Raw genomic sequence first — 23,660 nt, forward strand, 5'->3', positions numbered from 1 at the left:
GTTTCCACAAACGTAGAAATAGGAGATTTTTATGAAACGATTTTTAGGAATAGATGTTGGCGGCAGTTCGATTAAATATGGCGTCTACAACGATCAGGGGATTGCATATGCTGACGAACAAGGTCAGTGTGTGACACCCAAAACGTCTCTAGACGATTTTGTTAATCAAGTTGTTGATATTATTGTGGGTTACCCAGATCTTGACGGTGTCGGACTGAGCATTCCCGGTGGTGTCAATACGGATACCCAATCGATTATTGAAGGTGGTGCGGTCCCAGTAATTGGGGGATCAGACCTGAGTGACATTCTTAAGGCACGCACAGAATTCGAGATTGTGATTGAAAATGACGCAAACTGTGTGGCCTTGGCAGAAAAATGGATTGGTAATGGTGTTGATGCACGTAACCTTGTCTGTATTACCATCGGTAGTGGTATCGGTGGTGGAATCATCTTAAACCACGAACTTTACACTGGCAGTAATTTCTTTGCTGGCGAGTTCGGATATATGATTCATCGTGAATTCGAAGATTATGCAGATATCGAGATTATGAGTGCAACCAGTGCTTCGATCCCCATGATTAAAATGGTCGCAAATGCCAAAAATGTTCCTTACGAATCGTTAGACGGTAAAAAAGTCTTCGCAATGCTAGATGCATGCGATCCAGATGTTGAAGCTATCTATAAGCGCTGGATCCGGGCTCTGGCAACCGGTGTTCTTAACATCGGCTTTGCCCTTGATCCCGATACAATATTGATTGGTGGCGGTGTAAGCGCAGTACCACGAATCGTTAATGATATTCGAGATCAAGTGGCACATATGAACAAATACTCAAAACATTGGCACATCGATGTTTGCAAGCAATTCAATGATGCTGGAAAAATCGGTGCCGCTTACAATATTATGATGAAGGTGACAAAACATGAAAAAGCTTAAAGTCGTTACAATTGGAGGGGGTAGCAGTTATACTCCTGAACTCGTTGAAGGTTTCATCTTACGTTATGATTCACTTCCAATCACAGAATTATGGCTCGTTGATATTGAAGAAGGTAAAGAAAAACTTGAAATTGTTGGAAAACTTGCACAGCGTATGGTTGAAAAAGCAGGTCTACCAATCAAAGTCATTTTAAGCCTTGATCGTCGCGAGGCACTGAAAGATGCAGACTTTGTAACTACCCAAATGCGGGTCGGCCAAATTGATGCACGTATCTTGGATGAGCGAATTCCAATTTCACATGGCATGATTGGGCAAGAAACGAATGGTGCTGGAGGCATGTTCAAAGCCTTTCGAACGATTCCTGTAATCTTAGACATTGTGAAAGATATTCAAGAACTCTGTCCTGATGCATGGATGATTAACTTTACGAACCCTGCGGGAATGGTTACTGAAGCAATCACTCGTTATACCGATTTTAAACGTACTATCGGTTTGTGTAATGTGCCTGTCGATATGAAGTTCCACTTTGCGAAGATTCTTGACGTCGACTATAACGCTTTGACGTTGCAATTGAGTGGCTTGAATCATCATGTCTTTATCACTGATATCTTCCATAACAACACCAGTGTCTTCGATACAGTCATCGAAAACTATATCCAAAAAGGTTCTGAAACTTTAGAAATGAAAAACTTTAGTACCTTGGCATATACACCTGAATTTATCAAAGGACTTAACGCAATTCCATGTCCTTACCATAACTACTACTATTTCACGCAAGAGCAATTAGCAAAGAACATTGAAGAGTTTAACAATGGAACCGTTCGTGGTGAAGTTGTACAAAAACTGGAAACAGAATTGTTCGAACAATACAAAGATGTGAATCTTGCCGTGAAACCAAAACAATTAGAATTACGCGGTGGTGCGCACTATTCTGATGCAGCATGTAGTTTGATTGATTCAATTTACAATGATCGTCAAGACATTCAATATGTTAATACATTAAATAACGGGGCCATCTCGAATCTTCCTTCAGACACCGTTATCGAAGTTGCTGCAACCATCACAAAAGATGGACCTGTTCCAATTCCTGTGGGAACCCTACGCCCTGCGATAAATGGAACAGTTCAAAACATTAAGGCATTTGAACTAATGACTATTGAAGCAGCCATCACTGGAAATACAGATCTTGCGATCACTGCGCTAAGCAGTAACCCTTTGTGCCCAAGTTCATACAAGGCACGTGAAGTTGTACTTGAGATGTTGGATGCTCATAAAGCTTACCTTCCTCAGTTCTTCAAATAATAAAAAACTCTGTTTCGTCATTTGACAAACAGAGTTTTTTTACATAAGATAGCCAATTATTATGAGGTTGCCATCACATTAGTTTTCCACTTATCGTGAATTACTATTCCCGCATGCGATAGACGTTTAGCATTATCGTTATGTTTTATTGTGCCATCAGATACCATTATGCCCACCAACATAAATGTATCTATGAACGCTCGAACCGCGCTAAAGTCCCAAGAACCTTAACAATGATTCTTTTGAATTATAACTTACTACAACCACTTTGCGGGTATGACGTCATCACTACAGCGAAATATGTCATCAAATGATTAAAATACCGTCGGACCTTGTCTTACTGATATTCATTGAAAATCAAGAACGATGGAAACTTTGGATCAAATGCGGTTGATTTGGGCGGCATAATCGCGCGCTTACTCGAGACAAATAAGACCTCCTCTTTGGAGATTGGTGCAAGCTCTAGCTGTACCGCTTGAATGTTGTGCTTGCATTTATCTTTGCATGATTTGGAACTTATATAGTACTCTAACTGGCTTGTATCATAAATTCCGAAAGCTTGTGACAGTATCTGCGTATTAAGTCTGTAGACATCATTATTCCAAAAATCATCCGATTCTAGATCAATCAATTTAACATTAACACTTTCAGTACCACGGCTCACTCGTACCACCCCTTTTGTCAATGGGGCGCTTGCATCAGATACTTCAAACTGATTTTTAATGAATGTCATTGCTTTAGCAAACAATGCATCATCGACTTGCGGAATCATGCGATCAATGCTATTAATTTCGATATCATCAATACTCATTAAGCAACTAAAGATTGTGCCTTTACGACGCCACAAAGAACTTGTATAGAGACGGTGATGACCATCACCTACTATAAGTGTCTCAATAACACTGAGTCGTTGCATAATGAGTTCGGCGTTGGCTTCATTGAAAATATGAACTGCCATTGTATCCATTTGAATTGTCTCATGGTCGTATGTATCGACAATATTTTTCAATTGTAAATCCGTTGGACTCATCAAAAATACCGGTGCCGTTTCTGCATTATATGCTTTAAGATTGCTGAGCATTCCCTGAATGATATCTGGCAACACAAGTTCATGGGTAATCAAATTACCCTCTGTATAATCACTCATGTCTACATTACAGATGACGCAATACTTCTCATCTCTTTCAACAATATATACAACATTCTCATAGGCTACAATGGCTTGCTCGTTTAGTTTGTCTTTCTCTTCTTGATTGAGAAAGCGGGTCTTATCATCAAAGTTAATGCAGTCGTCGGTTATCTTTGCAAGATTGATAAAGTCAGGTCCATAAATATGCCCACTTACATTCAAGTGGCTTTTTTTTAGAGGCGAAAGTTTCATGATTTGCGCTCCATGATGCTGCGTAGTCCATCCACAAGAATTTTATTTTCTTCAGGACGTTTTACTGCAATTCGAATAAACTCTTTCTTAAAGCCAGCTTTTGTTGATAAGTCTTTAATAAAAACATTATGCAGATCAAGGAGTTCTTCGGTAACACTTTGTGCTGTATGATCACCCAAAATTTCAATCATAATGTAGTTTGCCTGAGATGGGTAGACTTTGAGGTTCGGAATTGTATTCAACTGATCTACATAGTCGCGACGAACAGCCCTAAACTGAACCATTGCCTGTTTGAAGTCTTTCTTATACTTATCCACAATCTGCATGTAGTATTCTCCAAAGGAGTTGATGTTCCAAATGGACACATCTTTTTTAATATGGGCAATCATTGATGTATCTGCCGTTGCTAGGATGCCAAGACGGAATCCAGGTACGCCATACGATTTCGAAATACTTTTAACTAAGTACAAATTTGGATATGTATCTAAAATATCTGATTTTAAGAGAGTACCGGCATCATTGCTTTCTGCAAAATCGATGAATGACTCATCGAGGATGAGTCGAATATTTTTTTCCTGACACCATTTGACTAGTTTTATAACGTTCTCGTGTGTAATGTAGTTTCCTGAAGGATTATCCGGATTAATCAATATCAGTGAATCAAGGTGCTTATCTTCATAGAAATCGACCAGTGTTGCTGTATCGTATTGATAATCAACAACTGAGCTATCAAAAGGTATGACCTGCATATGACCACAGCGATTTGGATATTCTTCGAAAGTTGGTGTGATAACCCCAATATTGCCTTCTAGAGTTTCCATTAAAGATTTAATAAGTTCCGCAGCACCATTTCCGATTACAATTTGTTCCGGACGAATTCCAAAATGTTTGGCTGCTAATAATGTATTAACGCCCATACCCGATGGATAATCACGTACCAGACGATCAAAATTTGCTTTTACTTCATCCAGCAGACGCTCATTCGGGTAGAAAGGATTCACGAGATAACAGAAGTCTATCAATTGTGGATAACGCCAGTATCCGCCATAACGTTTTTGCATTAAATCCAGTTTCTGACGTGCTGTTTGTGCGAACATAACCTGCGCGATATCAAGATCTTGAACATCATCAATTTCATACCATGTGATGCCATCATTAAGGACAGCCTTAAATGAAACATCGGATAATTCAACCACAAACTTCAGCACGTTTTCGTAGTATTCATTAACGCCAGATGCCTTCATGTAAGCTTCCATAAACGGGACATACACGTTTTTCGAAAATTCTTTACTGAACTTATAAATATTGATTGTTTTGTAGTAAGTATCAGTATGTTGATAATTGAATGCTTGCTTGCCGATAAAATCAGTAATTGTTTTTTCATCATCAAGTGTTACAACGGTTCCATCCATCCATGCTTCGTATTTTGATACAAGAGCACTATTTGGATTTGAATCATTAAGAATGACGTCAAGCAATGCTTCATCAAAGATTAAGTCTGATTCGAGAAGAATCGTGTCCGATTCCAGTAACGCCTCATGTGCTAAGTAAAGCGAATAAATATTATTCGTTTGATCATAGATTTCATTTGTGATGAATTGGATCGGTGTTTTTATCTCAAATTCACGAATGAATGATTCTAAGACATCATTTTGATATCCGTCCACGATAATGATTCGCTCCAAATCTTTTGTATCCAATTGACGAAGTACGCGTTCAATCATTGATACGCCATTGACTTCAACCATACATTTTGGATGAACCTCAGTAAGATTCCCTAAACGGGACCCAATTCCAGCTGCGAGTATTAATGCTTGCATAATTGCCTCCATGCAAAGATTTGTATCTTTGTTCAAATATACTCTAATTCTAACATAATTGAACATTACATGGAAACCCTTGTTTCTTTACACCGCTATTTCCTTCCGCAAGTACGTATTTTTTCCCTCTGCATGTGTGACTTTCATGACATCTGTTCTATTATTACATTTCTTCACAAAAAACAGTCATTTTGCCATGACTTCAAAATAGCAATGCTCTCAAGTTTTGTAACAATTGTGTCGTGCTGCAATTAATCCAAACGTCGTATTGTTTTATCGCTCATCGAGATGGGATAAAAAAACTGAAACCTTTCGGCTTCAGTTTTTCGGTTATTGTTTTATTTTCTTATTCCGGAGTGAAAGTAAAATCAATCCAAGCCCCGCTACTACACCACCGGCTAAGATTGCTGAGTTGCTCGCGTACCCTGTCGCAGGTAAGACAGCTTCCTTCAAATCCCATTTCGCATACAGTGTCATGGATTTTTGTACGGTATCGGTATCAAAGTTCCACAGTGTTTCAAACGTTGGACTGGTGTACCATCCTGCGAATGTATAGCCACTTCGCGTTGGATCGTTTGGTTTCACTACTTTTGCACCGACTTCTAAATTGTGTTGGGGTGCGACGGCAGTTCCGCCATTACTCTCAAATGTCACATCATACGTGTTTACAATTGGATTTTGATTCCACTTCGCATACAGTGTCATGGAATTTTGTACGGTATCAACATCAAAGTTCCACAGTGTTTCAAACGTTGGACTGGTGTACCATCCTGCGAATGTATAGCCACTTCGCGTTGGATCGTTTGGTTTCACTACTTGAGCACCGGCTTCTAAATTGTGTTGGGGTGCGACGGCAGTTCCGCCATTGCTCTCAAATGTCACATCATACGTGTTTACAATTGGATTTTGACTCCACTTCGCATACAGTGTCATGGAATTTTGTACGGTATCAGCATCAAAGTTCCACAGTGTTTCAAACGTTGGGCTGGTGTACCATCCTGCGAATGTATAGCCACTTCGCGTTGGATCGTTTGGTTTCACTACTTGAGCACCGGCTTCTAAATCGTGTTGGGGTGCGACGGCAGTTCCACCATTGCTTTCGAATGTCACGTCGTAAGTATCAACTGCAAGTTCTTCCCATTTTGCGTGCAAGGTTATCGTCTTTTCAACATAATCTTGACCAAAGTTCCATGGTGTCGTGTATGTATCATCTGTGAACCATCCTTTAAAAATTGCATTGGATTTCATGGGGTCAGTTGGCTTCGTAATTTGGGCTCCGAGGTACACTTGAAGAATTGGTGCCACAGCGTCACCCCCATGACTGTCAAAATAAACATCGTACTTAGCATCAAATGCTGGCAGATACGTTGGTGTAATAACATTCGAATCGCGGTTAATGTCAAAGGCATTATAGGAATACGAGTGTAAGACAAGACCTTGATCCATTGCATAGAAGTCAGTATCCATGTACGATCCAATATCTTCTATATCAGCACGATCGTATGCTTCGTAGAGTTCAGAATTTTTTGCGAGTTGTTCCGCTACGATATCCATCTTCGCAACATAAAAGTCAATACGTTGAATACTCCCGACGATTGAATCCGAAGAATCATAATCATAGAAGAATGTATAGCGTTCATCATCGTAGTCCTTGTCGATATCATCACGATAGACACGGTCAGCTTCAAATGTACGACCATCCTCTAAGGTCGCAATCACTTTAAAAGGAATTGTCGTAACACCAGAATCGCCGAGATGGTCATCAACAAAGTCTGCAAGATGATCCAAATCAATACCGACAGTTTTTTGTGTGGCATTTGCTTTCTGGAATGTATTGCCTTCTTTTCGAATTACGGATGGTATATCTTCGTCTTGTAGTGTCATTGCATAGTACACACTATCATTCAATGTTTCAAGGTGGACAGGGCGTCTAATGTGACGCGTGACCATCTCTGCTTCAACGTCAAAATTAAGATTGCGGTTTAACCCGACCATCCAGTTTAAGTTTACTAAAAGCGCATCAAACCCATCCAAAGGAACACTGACACGAGGTCCACTATACTGCGTAGACATTGAGGTTAGCTCCGACACGAAGACGGACTGATATTCATTGAACTTCGCGTGTGCGAGTGTTTTTGCTGTCGCAGGATCCGAATCACCCCAATATGTATCCCCCAATTGTTCATAGGTTCCTGTATCCTTTGAGTACTCACCTGCAAAAATTTGGATTTCACCAGAGTTATCTGTAAATCCTTGTGGTAAAATCGTTAGATTTTGAATTTTCTTAGGTGTTCCTGATTCCCCCATGGTACCTAAATCAATCACAGCTGTTAACTCAGCTAAATTTTCAAAGTTCTCAATTCCCTTATAATCAAAAACATAATATGTCCTTTGATCTGTCGCTGAATAGTAACTTGGACCCACGGTGTGGATCATTTTGACATAGTCATCGATTGCTTGATCATCAATCAGTAAATCTTCTTCTTGATTATCACGTGCTGTTGCATAAACTAAATCTAAAATATCGTTCGAGTATGTTGAACTTCCTGGTCGATTCTCAGCATTCACCGGTAATGCCAAAACATACATTAAAACGACTAAACTTATGCTTAGTATTTTTTTCATTTTTACCCCCTTGGTTGTGAATACTATTTTAGCAGTGGAACTCTTAATAGAATGTGAAATACCTATGAATATAATACTATATTGAAGTTTGTGTTGAATTTTGTTTGATTTTTGAAGCGGGAAATTAACTCACTATTTTTACCGAACTCTTTCTTGTTAGAGTTCGGACTTTTTAAAGAGGCAAAACACCCCCATAACGGATGTCTTGCCTCTTTGTTTGATTATTTAATTTGATAACGTTTATTGTAGCGATAGAGGACAAATAAGAGGAGTATCAATCCAATCATCATCATACCCAGACTTTGAATACCAATTGTCTTTTGGCCCAATATCACACATGCAACACCTATGATAAACAAGATAATTTGTAAGCTATATGATAATACTGTTTTCATCATAGGACTCCCATCGTAATTCTTCACTTCTTAAAATCATACTATGAGGATTTCCATTGCCATCATAAACTGTTGTACGTTGCTCATCGGCGGTATTATTGATGATCGCAACTTTCCCAATCGCGGGGTACACATTCACTTCGCAATTGAAGTTTGTCGAGAACCAACGGTGTAGTTCTGTTTCTTTTCCCGCAGCATAGAATAAACTGCGGTAGAGAATTCGTGCATTTTCTGGCGAGTAAGGAAGACCGGATAAATAGACACCGCGACCGCGACCGTATGGGTTCGCCGCAATCGTTACATTCTGATCTTGGATATCGATGACTTCAGTCTCTTTATGGGTTGCATAAATATTCGTTACAGGCTCACCACTTTCGAATGGTCGCGTTTTATCTTCCGTAATGAAGTGTTTATCCATGGCAGTATAGAAATATTTATTTGATGAGAGTGTTAGACCACGTTCCCGCTCAACCCCTAAGATATCTGCAAGTTGGAAGAATTTTCCGGACTTATCGTATGCACTGGGTTCACCCACACCGACGAATCCATGACCTTCATGAACCCATTGGCGGATGATGCTGACCACTTCTGGATCATTCCAATTGCTTCCACCACTCATCGCGGTTCCTGCTTGACCGGCATTAATCACGACATCAATATTCGCTAAGTCCCCTTGTTTCACATCGTCAAAGTTTATAAACTTCACATCGACACTCATCCCACTTAAAGCATCCATCATGCCATAGAAAGAGTATGTTTGTTTGTACCATAACTCATGCGCAACCATAAAGGCTTGCCAGCTTCGTAAACGACCCCATGAGTTTAAAATTCCAACAGTTAAATTGGCATGCGGCTTCACATCTTCAATGTTTTCAATTATATCTCTAAATTGATCGGCAATCCGTTCGACATAATCGACAAATTTAGGGAATTGGTAAGCAAGACTTGGATAACCACCATAGCCAATACGATTCACAGGTTTACGCATGATTGCACGGCGTGCTCGTAACCAATTATCTGATGCTTCAATTACAGGGTCATTTCCCTCGCGGAAGGTATCAGGGAAGAAGTAAGGCAGGAAACGACCCTCAGTGTATTTAACATGTGGAATATCTGCAATAACACGAAGGCTCGCACCGCCTCCGACAGAACCAACAACGGCATCCAAACCAATTGAAGCGAAATGCTCACCATACGGTTCGGTACCAATCCAGTTGTCACCTAAGAACATCATCGCTTCTTTACCATGGGCATGAACCATATCGACCAGTTCTTTTGCACGACTTGCGACAAAGCGTTGTTGGAAATCAATGTAATCAAGGTAACGTTGTGTTGGTTCGTTAAAGGTTGAGTTGTACGTTCCTGCTTGGATGAAGTCTTCGGCAAGCAAACGATAACCGTGTTCTATTTCAAATGCTTTCAAAGCTGCGGGTGACACACTAGCACCATACCCAAACCAATCGACAAACTTATCTTTTTTCATATCGTTAAAAAATAACGTGAAATGGTAGAAGAAGGTGGTGAATCGGACCACATCTGTTTTCGGATTGTTTTCTAACCATGTCTGCAATGTTGCTTTCATGAATTCCCATGATTTGGGACCACGGGCATCAAACGGTATGTCTTTCGGAACATCACCCCAATTATTCGTTAAGTGGTTGTACATCTGTGTTGGATCCCACATCACAAAGGCTAAGAAGTTGACCGTGTATTCGTGGAAAGGTTGCACATTATTAATTGTGACAGATTGTGTTGCCACATCATAAGTCCATGCTTCCACAGGTAGTAATTCGCCCGTTGTTCGGTTATGTACTTGCCACCATTCTTTGGGATCTTCCAGAGTATTGGGTTGAATTTGTTCGGTAAAGAACCCTTTTAAAATTTCAATTGTCACGGACGTTGATGTCGCAATGGTGCGTTCACTCATAACAAAAATTTGTTGGGTTTCATCCAAGTGTTGTAAGGCAAACTCATTATAGTTTCGAGCTACAAAATACGTTGTATAGATTTTTGCATCCAAATCTTTCACACGTTCTTCTAACTTTGTCCCATCACTATCACGGATTGCATCAGCCCCCCATCGTCGCATCAATTCTTTCGTTTCATCATAAAACTCATGTTCGCCAGGTAATGTAAGTCGGCCTTTTGTATCGCTCATAATAATCTCCTAATCTTTCAATCCACCAAGAGTCATCCCTTGGGTTAATTTGTTTTGCACAAAGATGTACAAAATTAAGGTTGGAAGCATGACAATCACCAATCCCGCATACAACGGTCCTGGATTAGCAGCTCCTCGTGCAGCCTGTTGCAAATTGATCAAACCAACAGGTAAGGTTTTGGTTGCGCCGGGCATCAGTGTGAGGGCAATAATATATTCATTCCAAAACGATAGAAAATTGAATAGGATGACTGTCACAATGCTCGGTTTGGCCATCGGTATCATTATTTTCATCATCGTTTGAAAATGCGAAGCACCGTCAATGGATGCCGCTTCTTCAAATGCATGGGGTAACGTTTTGAAGTATCCGGATAACAGATAGATTGTGAACGGCAATGCTGTCGCCGCATAAACCAATGCAAGTGTGAAGCGATTGTTGATGAAGACATCACCAAACACGGCTTTAACCCCCTGGTTCCATTCCAGTAGCATTAAGAATATCGGAACAACAATATAGTTAACGTTAATAAAGAGACCTGCCATAAAAAGACTATTGATGGGTTTCTTAAATTTAAAGTCAAAACGCGATAACACGTATGCAGCCGGTATCGCCGTAACAAGCAAGATTACAATTGCCAATGCTGTCACGATAATCGATGTCATAAAATACTCGCCCATTTTGGCTTGGTTGAATGCATCGATATAGTTTTGAAAATGGAAGGATTCGGGAAGTTTCCAAGGATTCATAAAGAATTCCGCTGGAGCTTTCACCGATGCGAGAAATACCCAACCTAACGGAATAATGATAGAAATTGCCAGTGTTATTAACGCAACATATACAAACAGTTTGTAGAGTTTATCAATTGGCATATTTTTAAGCTTTGTCATTTTACGCTCCTTCTACATTTGTATGGTGTCACGCTTGGTAACACGATTAATAATGGCTGATAAAGCAAACGAGAATACAAAGACGATGACACCAATTGCCATACCATAGCCATAAGATGCATTGTCATAAGATTGTTTGTATAAGTAACTTAAGAAAACTTCACTGGATCCACCCGGTCCTCCCGAGGTCAAGACTTTTACAAATAAGAAACTCATATTAATCGTCGATATAACAAAGAATGTCAGTGTCGTTCGAAGATTCGTCCAGATTAGGGGTAAAGTAATTTGAAAGAATTGTCGTGTTTTTGATGCGCCTTCAATTTTAGCGGCTTCATACATATGCTCAGGTATACTACTAATGCTTGCCATATACATAACCATATAGTAACCAACTGCCTGCCAAACCATTGCTCCAATAATTGAATACAAGACAATATTCGGATCTCCTAGAAACTGTATGCTTTGCCAGGTATCCGGTTTAAATAATGCAATGATACTATTTAAGAGACCGCCTTGATCCACAGCATATATCTGCGCAAATACCGCTGAAATTACAGCTACCGATAATATATTTGGAATATAGAAGATTACGCGAAAGAATCCTTTCCCCTTCACATTTTCACGGACTAGGACATTCGCAAAGAGAATGGCAAAGGTAAACGTTACAAGCGTCACAATAACGATTAATAGTACGGTATTTTGAAACGACTGGATAAATTTTTGGTCTTCAAACAGGGTTACAAAATTACTCAAACCAACGAACGTTTTGTTGGCTGATAACCCACCCCACTTAAACAACGACATATAGAAGATATTGAGGGTTGGATAAACCATAAAGACACCAATTAGAATTAGAGCCGGCGCCAAACATGCAATGATAAAGCGATTTCGGGATTTTTTGTGGATCATAAGCTACCTCTTCTCATAATAAGGGCGATGAATAGACATCCATCGCCGTTAAACTTCGTACTAGTTAAATTTAGCGACTGCCTCAACGACTTCGTTGTACCATTGGTCTGCTGTTTTTTGACCTGAAACAACGGCATTTACAGTTCCATATAAAATACCTTCTGGTGATGTTAAATCAACACCTTCAACTGCATCGTGTGCAACAAAGCCAACAGTATTCGCTTTTGCACCATTATCATAGACACTGTAGAAGAGATGTTTTTCATCATCTGCTGGAATTAGACTATTTGCTTTTGCTGTTGGTTGGATTGCTCCACCATTAGTGTAGAGAAGCTCTACCGCTTTATCTGAATACATAAATGCTAAGAATTCTTTAGCAATATCAATATTTTTTGCTCCTTTAGGAATATACATTTCTTCGGTAAATGTTGATGAATATGCATCTTTCGTTGTTTTTGGAATTGCTGTGAATCCCCATTTAAATGAATCTGTACGTGGTGCATCTTTCATTTCTTCAGTGAGCCATGTTCCGTTCGGAATAAAGAGTGCTTTATTATCCAAGATTAATTGTTGGTTCTTTGTGAATCCTTCTTTATTTGCTTGGGCAACGGTGTCTTGGTGTGTATATGTTGCAAGCTTCCCTACGATATCAAATGCTTCTTTCACTTCTGGAAGTTTCCATGCTGCTTCGTCATAGTTCATCAGTTTGGCATACACTTCTGGTCCTGCTGTTGCATTTAAGAGTGACGAGAAGAATCCATCAAAATATCCGGTTGTTGGATATGTAAAGAGAGCAATTCCTTCTGCTTTTGCTTTATCCCCTAGAGCAAACATTTCATCCCAAGTTGTTGGAACTGTCCAGCCTTTTTCAGCAAAGAGTCCTTCATTGTAGAAAAGACCAAGTGGTGAATAGTTTTGAGGCATTAGGTATGTTTTACCATCTGCATAAGGTTGTGTACGAATGCTTTCTAGGAATCCTGGAAGCACTTTATCTTTGACCGTTACTTCTTCACCAGGAATTTTCAGATTAACAACATCCGAAATTTCTTCAATGTTTTTTTCTGCAATCATGGTATCTGTTAGTTTTCCTTCAGCACCAATACTTAAATGAATCACATCTGGAACATCACCGGCTTGAATTTGTGGTCGTAAAACGTCAGTGATATTTTTCGCTAAGGTGAGTTCAACTTTTACTGTCCCACCTTTTGTTTCCTCAAAGGCTTTGGCTACAGCTTCAAGTCCTTCATTTCCATAGCCCCCTTCTAAACCGGCAATTTTTAAGACTGTAGGTTCTGATGCCGATGGCGTATCTTTCGATTTAGAGCCACATCCTGTCAGAACAAGTAATGCTGTTACTGCTACAACAAATAATTTTTTCATCAGTAAATCCTCCTGTAAGTTCATCATACATACTTGAAAGCGTTCTCACTACGTGAATGTTGCCTTTGTCTTGTAATATCTTGTTTTTACCGGTTTACTAATAAATTTCATACATATCGTATTTCGGGGATACCTTTTCACATTCTTGACAATTCCAAAATATCTGCTGATAAAAGAAAAAACGTATGCTTATAGCAAATACGTTTCTCCTACTTTTAAAGTTGAATTGAATTTTCCACAATGGATTCCCAACGGAGTTCTTCACTTCGAAGAATCATCGTATGAGGATTTCCATTGCCATCATAAACTGTTGTACGTTGCGCATCGGCGGTATTATTGATGATCGCAACTTTCCCAATCGCGGGGTACACATTCACTTCGCAATTGAAGTTTGTCGAGAACCAACGGTGTAGTTCTGTTTCTTTTCCCGCCGCATAGAATAAACTGCGGTAGAGAATTCGTGCATTTTCTGGCGAGTAAGGAAGACCGGATAAATAGACACCGCGACCGCGACCGTACGGGTTCGCCGCAATCGTTACATTCTGATCTTGGATATCGATGACTTCAGTCTCTTTATGGGTTGCATAAATATTCGTTACAGGCTCACCACTTTCGAATGGTCGCGTTTTATCTTCCGTAATGAAGTGTTTATCCATGGCAGTATAGAAATATTTATTTGATGAGAGTGTTAGACCACGTTCCCGCTCAACCCCTAAGATATCTGCAAGTTGGAAGAATTTTCCGGACTTATCGTATGCACTGGGTTCACCCACACCGACGAATCCATGACCTTCATGAACCCATTGGCGGATGATGCTGACCACTTCTGGATCATTCCAATTGCTTCCACCACTCATCGCGGTTCCTGCTTGACCGGCATTAATCACGACATCAATATCTGCTAAGGCCCCTTGTTTCACATCGTCAAAGTTTATAAACTTCACATCGACACTCATCCCACTTAAAGCATCCATCATGCCATAGAAAGAGTATGTTTGTTTGTACCATAACTCATGCGCAACCATAAAGGCTTGCCAGGTTCGTAAACGACCCCATGAGTTTAAAATTCCAACGGTTAAATTGGCATGTGGTTTCACATCTTCAATGTTTTCAATTATATCTCTAAATTGATCGGCAATCCGTTCGACATAATCGACAAATTTAGGGAATTGGTATGCAAGACTTGGATAACCACCATAGCCTATACGATTCACAGGTTGACGCATGATTGCACGGCGTGCTCGTAACCAATTATCTGATGCTTCAATTACAGGGTCATTTCCTTCACGGAAGGTATCTGGGAAGAAGTAAGGCAGGAAACGACCCTCAGTGTATTTAACATGTGGAATATCTGCAATAACACGAAGGCTCGCACCGCCTCCGACAGAACCAACAACGGCATCCAAACCAATTGAAGCGAAATGCTCACCATACGGTTCGGTACCAATCCAGTTGTCACCTAAGAACATCATCGCTTCTTTACCATGGGCATGAACCATATCGACCAGTTCTTTTGCACGACTTGCGACAAAGCGTTGTTGGAAATCAATGTAATCAAGGTAACGTTGTGTTGGTTCGTTAAAGGTTGAGTTGTACGTTCCTGCTTGGATGAAGTCTTCGGCAAGCAAACGATAACCGTGTTCTATTTCAAATGCTTTCAAAGCTGCGGGTGACACACTAGCACCATACCCAAACCAATCGACAAACTTATCTTTTTTCATATCGTTAAAAAATAACGTGAAATGGTAGAAGAAGGTGGTGAATCGGACCACATCTGTTTTCGGATTGTTTTCTAACCATGTCTGCAATGTTGCTTTCATGAATTCCCATGATTTGGGACCACGGGCATCAAACGGTATGTCTTTCGGAACATCACCCCAATTATTCGTTAAGTGGTTGTACATCTGTGTTGGATCCCACATCACAAAGGCTAAGAAGTTGACCGTGTATTCGTGGAAAGGTTGCACATTATTAATTGTGACGGATTGTGTTGCCACATCATAAGTCCATGCTTCCACAGGTAGTAATTCACCCGTTGTTCGGTTATGTACTTGTCACCATTCTTTGGGATCTTCCAGAGTATTGGGTTGAATTTGTTCGGTAAAGAACCCTTTTAAAATTTCAATTGTCACGGACGTTGATGTCGCAATGGTGCGTTCACTCATAACAAAAATTTGTTGGGTTTCATCCAAGTGTTGTAAGGCAAACTCATTATAGTTTCGAGCTACAAAATACGTTGTATAGATTTTTGCATCCAAATCTTTCACACGTTCTTCTAACTTTGTCCCATCACTATCACGGATTGCATCAGCCCCCCATCGTCGCATCAATTCTTTCGTTTCATCATAAAACTCATGTTCGCCAGGTAATGTAAGTCGGCCTTTTGTATCGCTCATAATAAACTCCTAATCTCTATTTTCGTTCTACACCCATCATACCCAATCTTATTGAAGCCCGACAATGCGTAAATTGTGGACAATTTACGATATCTTGCTATAATTTCATTTTCTTAAGAATTGACATTCCTTTAAAAACATATAGACTAAGAGTAAGGAGCCTCTTCATTCATGAACAAAAAAAATCAGACCGTGAAACCTAAGCTTTTAAGCATTGAGCAGTACGCCTATGAAAAAAACTGGCACTCGATTTTGCACTCTCATTCATTCACCGAACTCTTCTACGTTGTATCGGGAAAAGGAAAGTTTCTCTTCTTTGATGGATACACCGTCAATGTTCAAAGTGATGATTTAATTATTATTGATTCGAATATTATGCACACAGAGATGAGTAGCAATGAAGATCCACTTGTTTATATCGTATTGGGAATCCAAGGGATGACTTTTATTCCCAATGAGGATGAATATCGTGGTTATTCCATGCACAATTATCAAGAATACAAGCATGAAGTTCTTTTCTATTTGCGCTCATTATTACAGGAATTCAAGTCACCTGACGCATTTTTAGAGTCAGTCTCTGACCATCTTCTCAATGTTCTCATTATAAATATTCTGCGACGAACGCATTTAAAAATGTCCATCAAACAAACGAAAACTGAAGGTAAAAATGAATGCATTTTTGTGGAAAACTATATTAATACACACTATAAACAGGATATTACATTGGACGAGCTTGCCGACTTAACGTTCTTTAATAAGTTCTACTTATCTCATATATTTAAAGACCACTCGGGATATTCGCCCATCGAATTTTTGCTTAATAAACGGTTGAATGAAGCGAAGAAACTGCTCTTACGATCCAACCATTCAATATCCGATATTGCCACCGCAACCGGATTTAACAGTGCCACCCATTTTTCTGCATATTTCAAAAAGAAATTGGGAATGTCACCATCAGCATTTAAACAACAAGGAGAACACCATGATAACACTTAAATCAGCCCGTGAAATTGAAGGAATGGAAGCATCTGGACAACTGCTTGCACGCGTTCACGAAGCGCTACGAACATTTATTAAACCTGGAATTACAACGCACGATATCGATCAATTTGTCCAATCAATGATCGAAGAGAATGGTGGAACTGCTGCCCAAATTGGCTACCAAGGCTATAAGTATGCAACATGCATTAGCGTCAATGATGAAATGTGTCATGGTTTTCCAACCTCACAAGTTCTAAAAGCTAATGATCTTGTGAAAGTTGATTTTTGTATTGATTTGCATGGGTTCTTATCCGATTCATGCTGGGCATACTGTGTTGGCGACAACGCACCCGAACCCATCCAGACACTTATGGATGCAACATTGAAGGCACTTGAATTAGGAATTGAACAAGCGGTTGCCGGCAATCGTACTGGTGATATTGGATATGTCATGGATGAGTATATCCAACAATTTGGTTACAAAATGTCCTTAGAGTTTACCGGTCATGGATTAGGACCAACAATTCATGAAGACCCAATGGTTCCCTTTACTGGTCAAAAAGGAACCGGTACACTTCTCAAAAAAGGCATGGTCATCACGATTGAACCAATCGTAAATGTTGGCACTCACTACGCGAAATTGGATTCCAATGGTTGGACTGCACGCACCGTAGATGGCTCACTAAGCTGTCAATACGAACACACCCTTGCAATTACCGATGGGAAACCCCATATTCTCACATTACAAAAGTAGGATCTCCTACTTTTTCTTTTTTTTGCGTTATAATTGATGTGGAGGCTTTTATGATATATACCAAAAATTTAACTTTTAAAAACATGTTGATGTATCCAGACATCACAATTGAAGCACTGTCTATGAGTTTCATCATCGGACCCAGTGGGGTCGGTAAAAGCACTTTTTTCAAACTTTTAAACAGTACTTTGTCGGTCGACAATCACCAAATTTATTATAACGACCGTGATATTAATACCTTAGACCCCATCGCACTGCGTCAAGATTTACTCTTATGTGGTCAATCCGTTTTTCTCTTTCCTGGTTCCATTCGCGATAACTTTAATCAATTCCGGGAACTGAGACATTTAGAATCTCTAACCGATACTGAAATTTCAGCGTTTCTTAAAATTACCGAAGCACAATTTGACCTTGGTAAAAATGTTGATGTGTTATCCGGAGGTGAACGACAACGTGTTTACATTGCAATCTTTGTATCACTTGCGACGACGGTCCTTTTATTAGATGAGCCAACGGCTGCATTGGACAAAGCAACGGGTTCCAGAGTTCTTGAGAATATTAAAAATTATATAAAAACCAAGCAGATGACCGCACTGGTTATCAGTCATGACCCTGACTTGGCGCGTGAGTACGCAGATGCATTGATTGACTTTAATGCTGTGAAACGAGGTGAAAACTCATGAATTCTGGCATTATTCAACTCGACATTCTCCAATTTTCAACTGTATACGTCCTACTCATACTTGTTTTAGCAATTATGAAATATGCAAAAATCGATCAAAGCAAACTGCTCTTCGTAGCGAGTTTACGGATGTCGATTCAACTCTACCTTGCGGGACTTGTGTTAACGTATGTTTTTGGCAATCCCCACCCTTTGTTTGTGGTCGCATATTTGGTTGCGATGGTTATCTTCGCGAGCCATCGCATCCTCAAACAAAATCAACGCCTGAATAAAGCCTTTCGTCGCCGTATTGTCATGGCCATCGCAGGTTGCGGCACTCTGATTCTTGTCTTTTTTGTTACACTGGTCGTTCGTACCGATTTCTTCAACCCACAGTACACAATCTCGTTGGGTGGTATGATTTTCGGAAACTCAATGACAGCCGTGAATTTGGGACTCAAGGCCTTTACACAGAACCTTGACCAAGAACGTGCAAAATCCGAAACCCTCCTTAATGCCGGTATCGAACCCAAAGCAATTCTGATGCCGCATGTAAAGAATGGTTTAGAAATGGCATTCATCCCAACATTAAATTCCATGCTTAATATGGGAATTATTGCATTACCAGGGATGATGACAGGGCAAATTCTGTCGGGTACATTACCACTTACGGCTATTATGTACCAAATTGCCATCATGATTTCGATTGCAACGAGCGTCACCTTGACAGCTTTTGTGGCTCTCTACTGGGGATACCCTACTTTAATTTCACAACGAAAACAAATAACATGGTATCAACATGAGCAATAGACGCCGTAAAAAACAACCAAGTATGATTGGATGGGTTCTGCTCGTTTTCGTCGTATCGATGGGTTTTATGATGATCCGGGAGCATTTTGCCCAGCCCAAGATATCATTTCAAGAACAGTTTATTGAAACCTTGAATGCCAATATGACTCCGCATCCAACATTTAAAAGTGTTGTCTATGCGCAAGCTATTCTTGAGTCCAATTGGGGTCAAAGTGAACTATCAACCGAAGCAAATAATCTTTTTGGAATTAAAGGTGACTATCACGGGGAATCCTATACTGTTACCACAACTGAGTTCGAAGATGGTTCCTTTGCCTCAATGGAGGATACCTTTCGACGATACCCCGATTATCGAACATCGATTGCGGACCATGCTGAATTGATGTATCTTTCGCGTTATGACGGTGTGCGAGAAGCGCAAACGTACCGTGAAGCTGCCCAAGCGCTACAAGACGGCGGTTATGCGACTGACCCTAACTACGCTTCCAAGCTTATCGAAATCATTGAGACATACCGCTTGTTTGAATATGACCATGCACAATAAAACCGCACGATAACGTGCGGTTTCTTTTTAATCGACAGTTGTTTCAAATACAAATTGGTTATTGTAAAGTTCCGCGTAATGATTGCCATCAGCAAGTAAAGACTCATGGGTCCCTTCTTCAATGATACGACCATTCTCGAGAACTACAATCTTATCTGCTTTGAGGATTGTTTTTAAGCGGTGTGCAATCACAAAACTTGTACGCCCTTCAATCACAACATCCATCGCTTTTTGAATGTCAGCTTCGGTTACAGTATCGACATTACTTGTTGCTTCATCCAGAATTAATAAATCTGGATCTACCAACATCGTTCGTGCAATACTAATCAATTGTTTTTGACCAACACTCATACGACTGTTGCTTTCGCTTACAACCGTATCATAGCCATCTTCAAGCGTCATAATAAAATCATGAACATTGGCTTGTTTCGCAACGCGTTCAATGGCTTCCTGAGATGCCTGAGGATCTCCAAAAGCAATATTGTCGCGAATTGTACCTGTAAACAATACAGAATCTTGGAGCACGATACCGACATGTTTCCGTAGCGTTGGTAATGAGATATCGCGAATATCGCGGCCATCAAACTCGATTCGACCTTGACGGACATCATAGAAGCGATTTAGAAGATTCATAATCGTTGTCTTACCAGAACCTGTATGGCCAACAAGTGCGACCATTTGTCCCTTATCCGCTGATATATTAATACCATGAAGAACCAGCGACTCGTCATAACCAAACGATACATCAACTAAATTAACATCACCATGAATACCATCGATCGCCGTTACTGTGCTGCGATCTTTTTCATCTTCTTCCTGAAGTACTTCCATGATACGCGATGCACCCGCAAACGCTAACTGCATTTGCGTATATTGTGATGCAATCTGTGATAAAGGTTGGTAAATCATTCGGACATATTGTGTAAATAAAAAGATGGTACCAGCAGCTTGTGCTATAGGAAGACGACCAACTGAGGTCATCCACGCACCGTAGAAGATTACAATTCCAGTACTTAGCATTGAAAGACCTTGAAGCGTAGGAAAGAGGACATTTGAATAAAATTGCCCTTTAAACGTTGCCTCAAACAAGGCTTCATTTTTTTCATGAAACTGTCTGCGCGATGCATCGTGCAGACCATTCGCAATAACCAGCTTTTGTCCAGAGAATTGTTCATCAACATAACCGTTCATTTCTCCGACACGTTTTTGTTGTAAGATTACAAATTTCTGCGCCTGCTTAATGATGTAGATGGCTGCACCAATAATCACGGGCGACATCGACAAAACTACAAACGATAATTCAACATGATTCATAAACATCATGATTATGGTTACAACGAGCATAAATGTATTGACCATTATTTGATGGATGGATTGGTTTAATGTGTTCGAAATATTATCCAAGTCACTGGTAAAACGTGACAATATGTCTCCATCATTCGATTTGTCAAAGTATTCAATCGGAAGTCCTTCGAGTTTTTCAAAAAGATCCTTTCGCATGTCATTAGTTGCATCTCCTGAGATTTGCGACATTAACACGTTTTGAATCAAATTGAATACCCATGATGCCACCGCAAAGATGACCATGAGCATAATAACTCTAAAGAATCCTGATTTATCTTGGCTACCCATGATATAGGCACCCAATTCATTAATTCCTTCACCAATAAATTCTGGTGATTTAACCGTCAAGAATGTACTTACGATTAACGCTGCAATCACAACCCACAGCTTGAGACTGTGAACTTTGATATATTTCCAAAAATAACCCAATGTGTTTTTCATAAGTACCTCCTATTCTTCTGACACAAAGAGGTTTTTGCCTTTTTGCGATTCAAAAATACGTTGATAGATTTCTGATGTTTTCATGAGTGACTCGTGGGTTCCTTGAGCCACCAACTCGCCATCATCAAGAACCAGAATGTTGTTGGCATGAATGATTGACGAAATTTTCTGAGAAACAATAATTTTTGTTGTATCGGGTAAGTCAGTCTTCAAGGCCTCTTGAACTTTTTTCTCACTCTTTGCATCAAGGGCACTCGTGCTATCGTCAAGAATTAACACTTTCGGATTACCAACTAAGCCCCGTGCTATTGATAAACGTTGCTTTTGCCCACCTGAGAAGTTAGCACCACGTTGGTAGACTTCTGACTCAAAGCCTTTGGGTTCTTTCGCAATAAACTCAGACGCTTGGGCAATATCCGCAGCGCGTTGCATCGCTTCAAGACTGGCATCTTTTTTCCCTTGGCGAATTGTATCCGCAATGGTTCCTGAGAATAGTGTTGGTCGCTGTAACACAAGTGCAACATCTTGACGTAAGACTGCTTCAGAAACTGCTTTTAAATCTTGATTTCCGATGAGTACACGCCCGGATGATGGATCATAAATACGCGCCATCAATTGGACCAATGAGGTTTTTCCAGCACCAGTGGCACCGACAATCCCCAATGTCTCACCATGTTTAACACTAAAGCTGATATGTTTCAAGGTGTCAGGTGTATCTTCTGCGTAGGCAAAAGACACATCTTCAAAGACAACATCCCCTGTCGCAATCGTCTCAGATTCACTGACGTAATCCATATCACGCACGGTTTCCATTACTTCTTTAATACGTCCTAAAGAAACAAAAGCACGTGATGAGAAGCTAACCATCATACCACCAATCATTAAGGACATCATAACCATAACTAAGTAACTGATAAAGGACACAGAGTTTCCGATGATACTTGGGTCTACTTCTGCACTACGTCCTACCAGAATCATTACGAGGGCAATCCCTGTATCCATTATTAGGAAAAAGGAAGGCATCATGATTGAGAAGATATAGCCAATTTGAATTGTTTCTTTAGTGAGGATATCACTTTCAGTATTGAATTTTGCTTTCTCTGAATCTTCTTGAACGAATGATTTTACGACACGCATGCCAATGAAGTTTTCTTTTGCAATCGCATTAATTTTCTCAATTAACATTTGGATTTTTCCAAAGCGAGGTCCCATTTTCCCAAAAGCTGCGCCGACAACAAGGCCAACTAAAGCAATCGCTAAAATAACGATCCACCAAAATTGTGGTAAAACTGTCATTGCAAGAATAAAACTTCCGATAAACATTACCGGGATACGTGTTAAGGATTGCAACATGATCATGATCAAGTTTTGAACTTGTTGGGTGTCGTTAACAAGGCGAATCACGAGATTACTTGCACTAAATTTTTCAATGTTACTGTAGGAGAATTCTTGTACCTTTTCAAAAATTTCCCCACGTAATTCACTCCCAACACGTTGTGCAATCCGTGCTGCGATGACGGTATTTAGAATCCCTGCTACAAATCCAAGCAATGCTAAACCGATAAGAATTACACCCAATCGTGTAATTGTACTTGTGTCCTGTTGAACAATTGCTGTAATGATTGTTGCAAGGATATTTGGTTGGATTAACTGTGCTGCTGCAGAGGTTCCAATTAATACAAATGAGGCAACAAACCACCATTTATATTTTTTTATGTATTTCCCTAAAATATCCATACACATTTTCTCCTCTTAAATATCATTTCGTTGGGTAAGTCTCGAACATTATACAAGACTTATTTTTTATTGTATACAGAGATGCAACGACGATCCTTTGATTTTTTATTTTCAGAAAATGAACAATAATGAACAACGTTCGTTTTCCCCACTGTTAGAGCCATATATCCACTGAACATGCATTATTAATGAACTTTCG

Annotated in this window: 17 protein-coding genes and 1 pseudogene; 7 read left to right on the forward strand and 11 right to left on the reverse strand. The window is 39.9% G+C overall.

Features of this window, described 5'->3' with window-relative positions:
* The first annotated feature begins 31 nt into the window (after positions 1–31).
* Both GVV20_RS01840 and GVV20_RS01845 read left to right on the forward strand, forming a co-directional pair.
* Positions 32–934 (forward strand): ROK family protein, encoded by a 903-nt coding sequence (locus GVV20_RS01840; protein ID WP_159741414.1) that lies wholly within the window; start codon positions 32–34, stop codon positions 932–934.
* The gene (locus GVV20_RS01845) at positions 921–2,237 is read left to right on the forward strand and encodes a 6-phospho-beta-glucosidase (RefSeq protein ID WP_159741415.1); all 1,317 of its coding nucleotides are present in this window, start codon (positions 921–923) and stop codon (positions 2,235–2,237) included. Before GVV20_RS01840 ends, GVV20_RS01845 begins: the two co-directional genes overlap by 14 nt.
* A gap of 337 nt (positions 2,238–2,574) precedes the next feature.
* Here GVV20_RS01845 and GVV20_RS01850 read toward each other — a convergent pair whose 3' ends face one another.
* The 9 genes and pseudogenes from GVV20_RS01850 to gnpA (GVV20_RS01890) all read right to left on the reverse strand — a co-directional run bounded on the left by GVV20_RS01850 (position 2,575) and on the right by gnpA (GVV20_RS01890) (position 16,189).
* Entirely contained in the window at positions 2,575–3,618 is a 1,044-nt protein-coding gene (locus GVV20_RS01850) for a DUF1015 family protein (protein WP_159741416.1), read from the reverse strand.
* Positions 3,615–5,438 (reverse strand): aminotransferase class I/II-fold pyridoxal phosphate-dependent enzyme, encoded by a 1,824-nt coding sequence (locus GVV20_RS01855; RefSeq protein ID WP_159741417.1) that lies wholly within the window; start codon positions 5,436–5,438, stop codon positions 3,615–3,617. Before GVV20_RS01855 ends, GVV20_RS01850 begins: the two co-directional genes overlap by 4 nt.
* Before the next feature lie 330 nt (positions 5,439–5,768).
* Entirely contained in the window at positions 5,769–8,063 is a 2,295-nt protein-coding gene (locus GVV20_RS01860; protein WP_159812862.1) for an InlB B-repeat-containing protein, read from the reverse strand.
* A gap of 221 nt (positions 8,064–8,284) precedes the next feature.
* Positions 8,285–8,458, reverse strand: coding sequence for a DUF6903 family protein (locus GVV20_RS01865; RefSeq protein ID WP_236261803.1), 174 nt, complete (start codon positions 8,456–8,458; stop codon positions 8,285–8,287).
* Positions 8,436–10,616: a 1,3-beta-galactosyl-N-acetylhexosamine phosphorylase gene (gene gnpA, locus GVV20_RS01870; RefSeq protein WP_250690168.1), complete on the reverse strand. Its 2,181-nt coding sequence runs from the start codon at positions 10,614–10,616 to the stop codon at positions 8,436–8,438. The genes GVV20_RS01865 and gnpA (GVV20_RS01870) overlap by 23 nt, the downstream gene beginning before the upstream one ends.
* A 9-nt stretch (positions 10,617–10,625) precedes the next feature.
* Entirely contained in the window at positions 10,626–11,504 is an 879-nt protein-coding gene (locus GVV20_RS01875) for a carbohydrate ABC transporter permease (protein ID WP_159741653.1), read from the reverse strand.
* A gap of 12 nt (positions 11,505–11,516) precedes the next feature.
* Positions 11,517–12,413 carry a carbohydrate ABC transporter permease gene (locus tag GVV20_RS01880; RefSeq protein ID WP_159741654.1) on the reverse strand — a complete coding sequence of 299 codons (897 nt, stop codon included), beginning with the start codon at positions 12,411–12,413 and terminating at the stop codon, positions 11,517–11,519.
* Positions 12,414–12,473: 60 nt separating this feature from the next.
* A complete protein-coding gene (locus tag GVV20_RS01885) occupies positions 12,474–13,793 on the reverse strand; it encodes a carbohydrate ABC transporter substrate-binding protein (protein WP_159741655.1) in 1,320 nt (439 codons plus the stop codon).
* Between the two features lie 215 nt (positions 13,794–14,008).
* Positions 14,009–16,189 (reverse strand): annotated as a pseudogene (gene gnpA, locus GVV20_RS01890) (1,3-beta-galactosyl-N-acetylhexosamine phosphorylase).
* Between the two features lie 171 nt (positions 16,190–16,360).
* Between gnpA (GVV20_RS01890) and GVV20_RS01895 the strand changes: the two are divergent.
* Genes GVV20_RS01895 through GVV20_RS01915 form a run of 5 tightly spaced genes read left to right on the forward strand, consistent with a single transcriptional unit; the run spans position 16,361 to position 19,939 of the window.
* Positions 16,361–17,185 (forward strand): AraC family transcriptional regulator, encoded by an 825-nt coding sequence (locus GVV20_RS01895; RefSeq protein ID WP_159648839.1) that lies wholly within the window; start codon positions 16,361–16,363, stop codon positions 17,183–17,185.
* The gene (gene map, locus GVV20_RS01900) at positions 17,172–17,924 is read left to right on the forward strand and encodes a type I methionyl aminopeptidase (protein ID WP_159740383.1); all 753 of its coding nucleotides are present in this window, start codon (positions 17,172–17,174) and stop codon (positions 17,922–17,924) included. The genes GVV20_RS01895 and map overlap by 14 nt, the downstream gene beginning before the upstream one ends.
* Before the next feature lie 50 nt (positions 17,925–17,974).
* Positions 17,975–18,607 carry an ABC transporter ATP-binding protein gene (locus tag GVV20_RS01905; RefSeq protein ID WP_159740382.1) on the forward strand — a complete coding sequence of 211 codons (633 nt, stop codon included), beginning with the start codon at positions 17,975–17,977 and terminating at the stop codon, positions 18,605–18,607.
* Positions 18,604–19,395 carry an ABC transporter permease gene (locus GVV20_RS01910; protein WP_159740381.1) on the forward strand — a complete coding sequence of 264 codons (792 nt, stop codon included), beginning with the start codon at positions 18,604–18,606 and terminating at the stop codon, positions 19,393–19,395. Before GVV20_RS01905 ends, GVV20_RS01910 begins: the two co-directional genes overlap by 4 nt.
* Positions 19,385–19,939: a glycoside hydrolase family 73 protein gene (locus tag GVV20_RS01915; protein ID WP_159740380.1), complete on the forward strand. Its 555-nt coding sequence runs from the start codon at positions 19,385–19,387 to the stop codon at positions 19,937–19,939. Before GVV20_RS01910 ends, GVV20_RS01915 begins: the two co-directional genes overlap by 11 nt.
* Before the next feature lie 27 nt (positions 19,940–19,966).
* On the opposite strand, the gene GVV20_RS01920 is transcribed toward GVV20_RS01915, so the two are convergent.
* Together GVV20_RS01920 and GVV20_RS01925 are read right to left on the reverse strand one after the other, a co-directional pair.
* Positions 19,967–21,724: an ABC transporter ATP-binding protein gene (locus tag GVV20_RS01920; protein ID WP_159740379.1), complete on the reverse strand. Its 1,758-nt coding sequence runs from the start codon at positions 21,722–21,724 to the stop codon at positions 19,967–19,969.
* Between the two features lie 9 nt (positions 21,725–21,733).
* A complete protein-coding gene (locus GVV20_RS01925; protein ID WP_159740378.1) occupies positions 21,734–23,461 on the reverse strand; it encodes an ABC transporter ATP-binding protein in 1,728 nt (575 codons plus the stop codon).
* Between the last annotated feature and the right edge of the window lie 199 nt (positions 23,462–23,660).

Source organism: Erysipelothrix aquatica, assembly GCF_009828775.2.
GTDB classification, from domain to species: Bacteria; Bacillota_I; Bacilli_A; order Erysipelotrichales; family Erysipelotrichaceae; genus Erysipelothrix; species Erysipelothrix aquatica.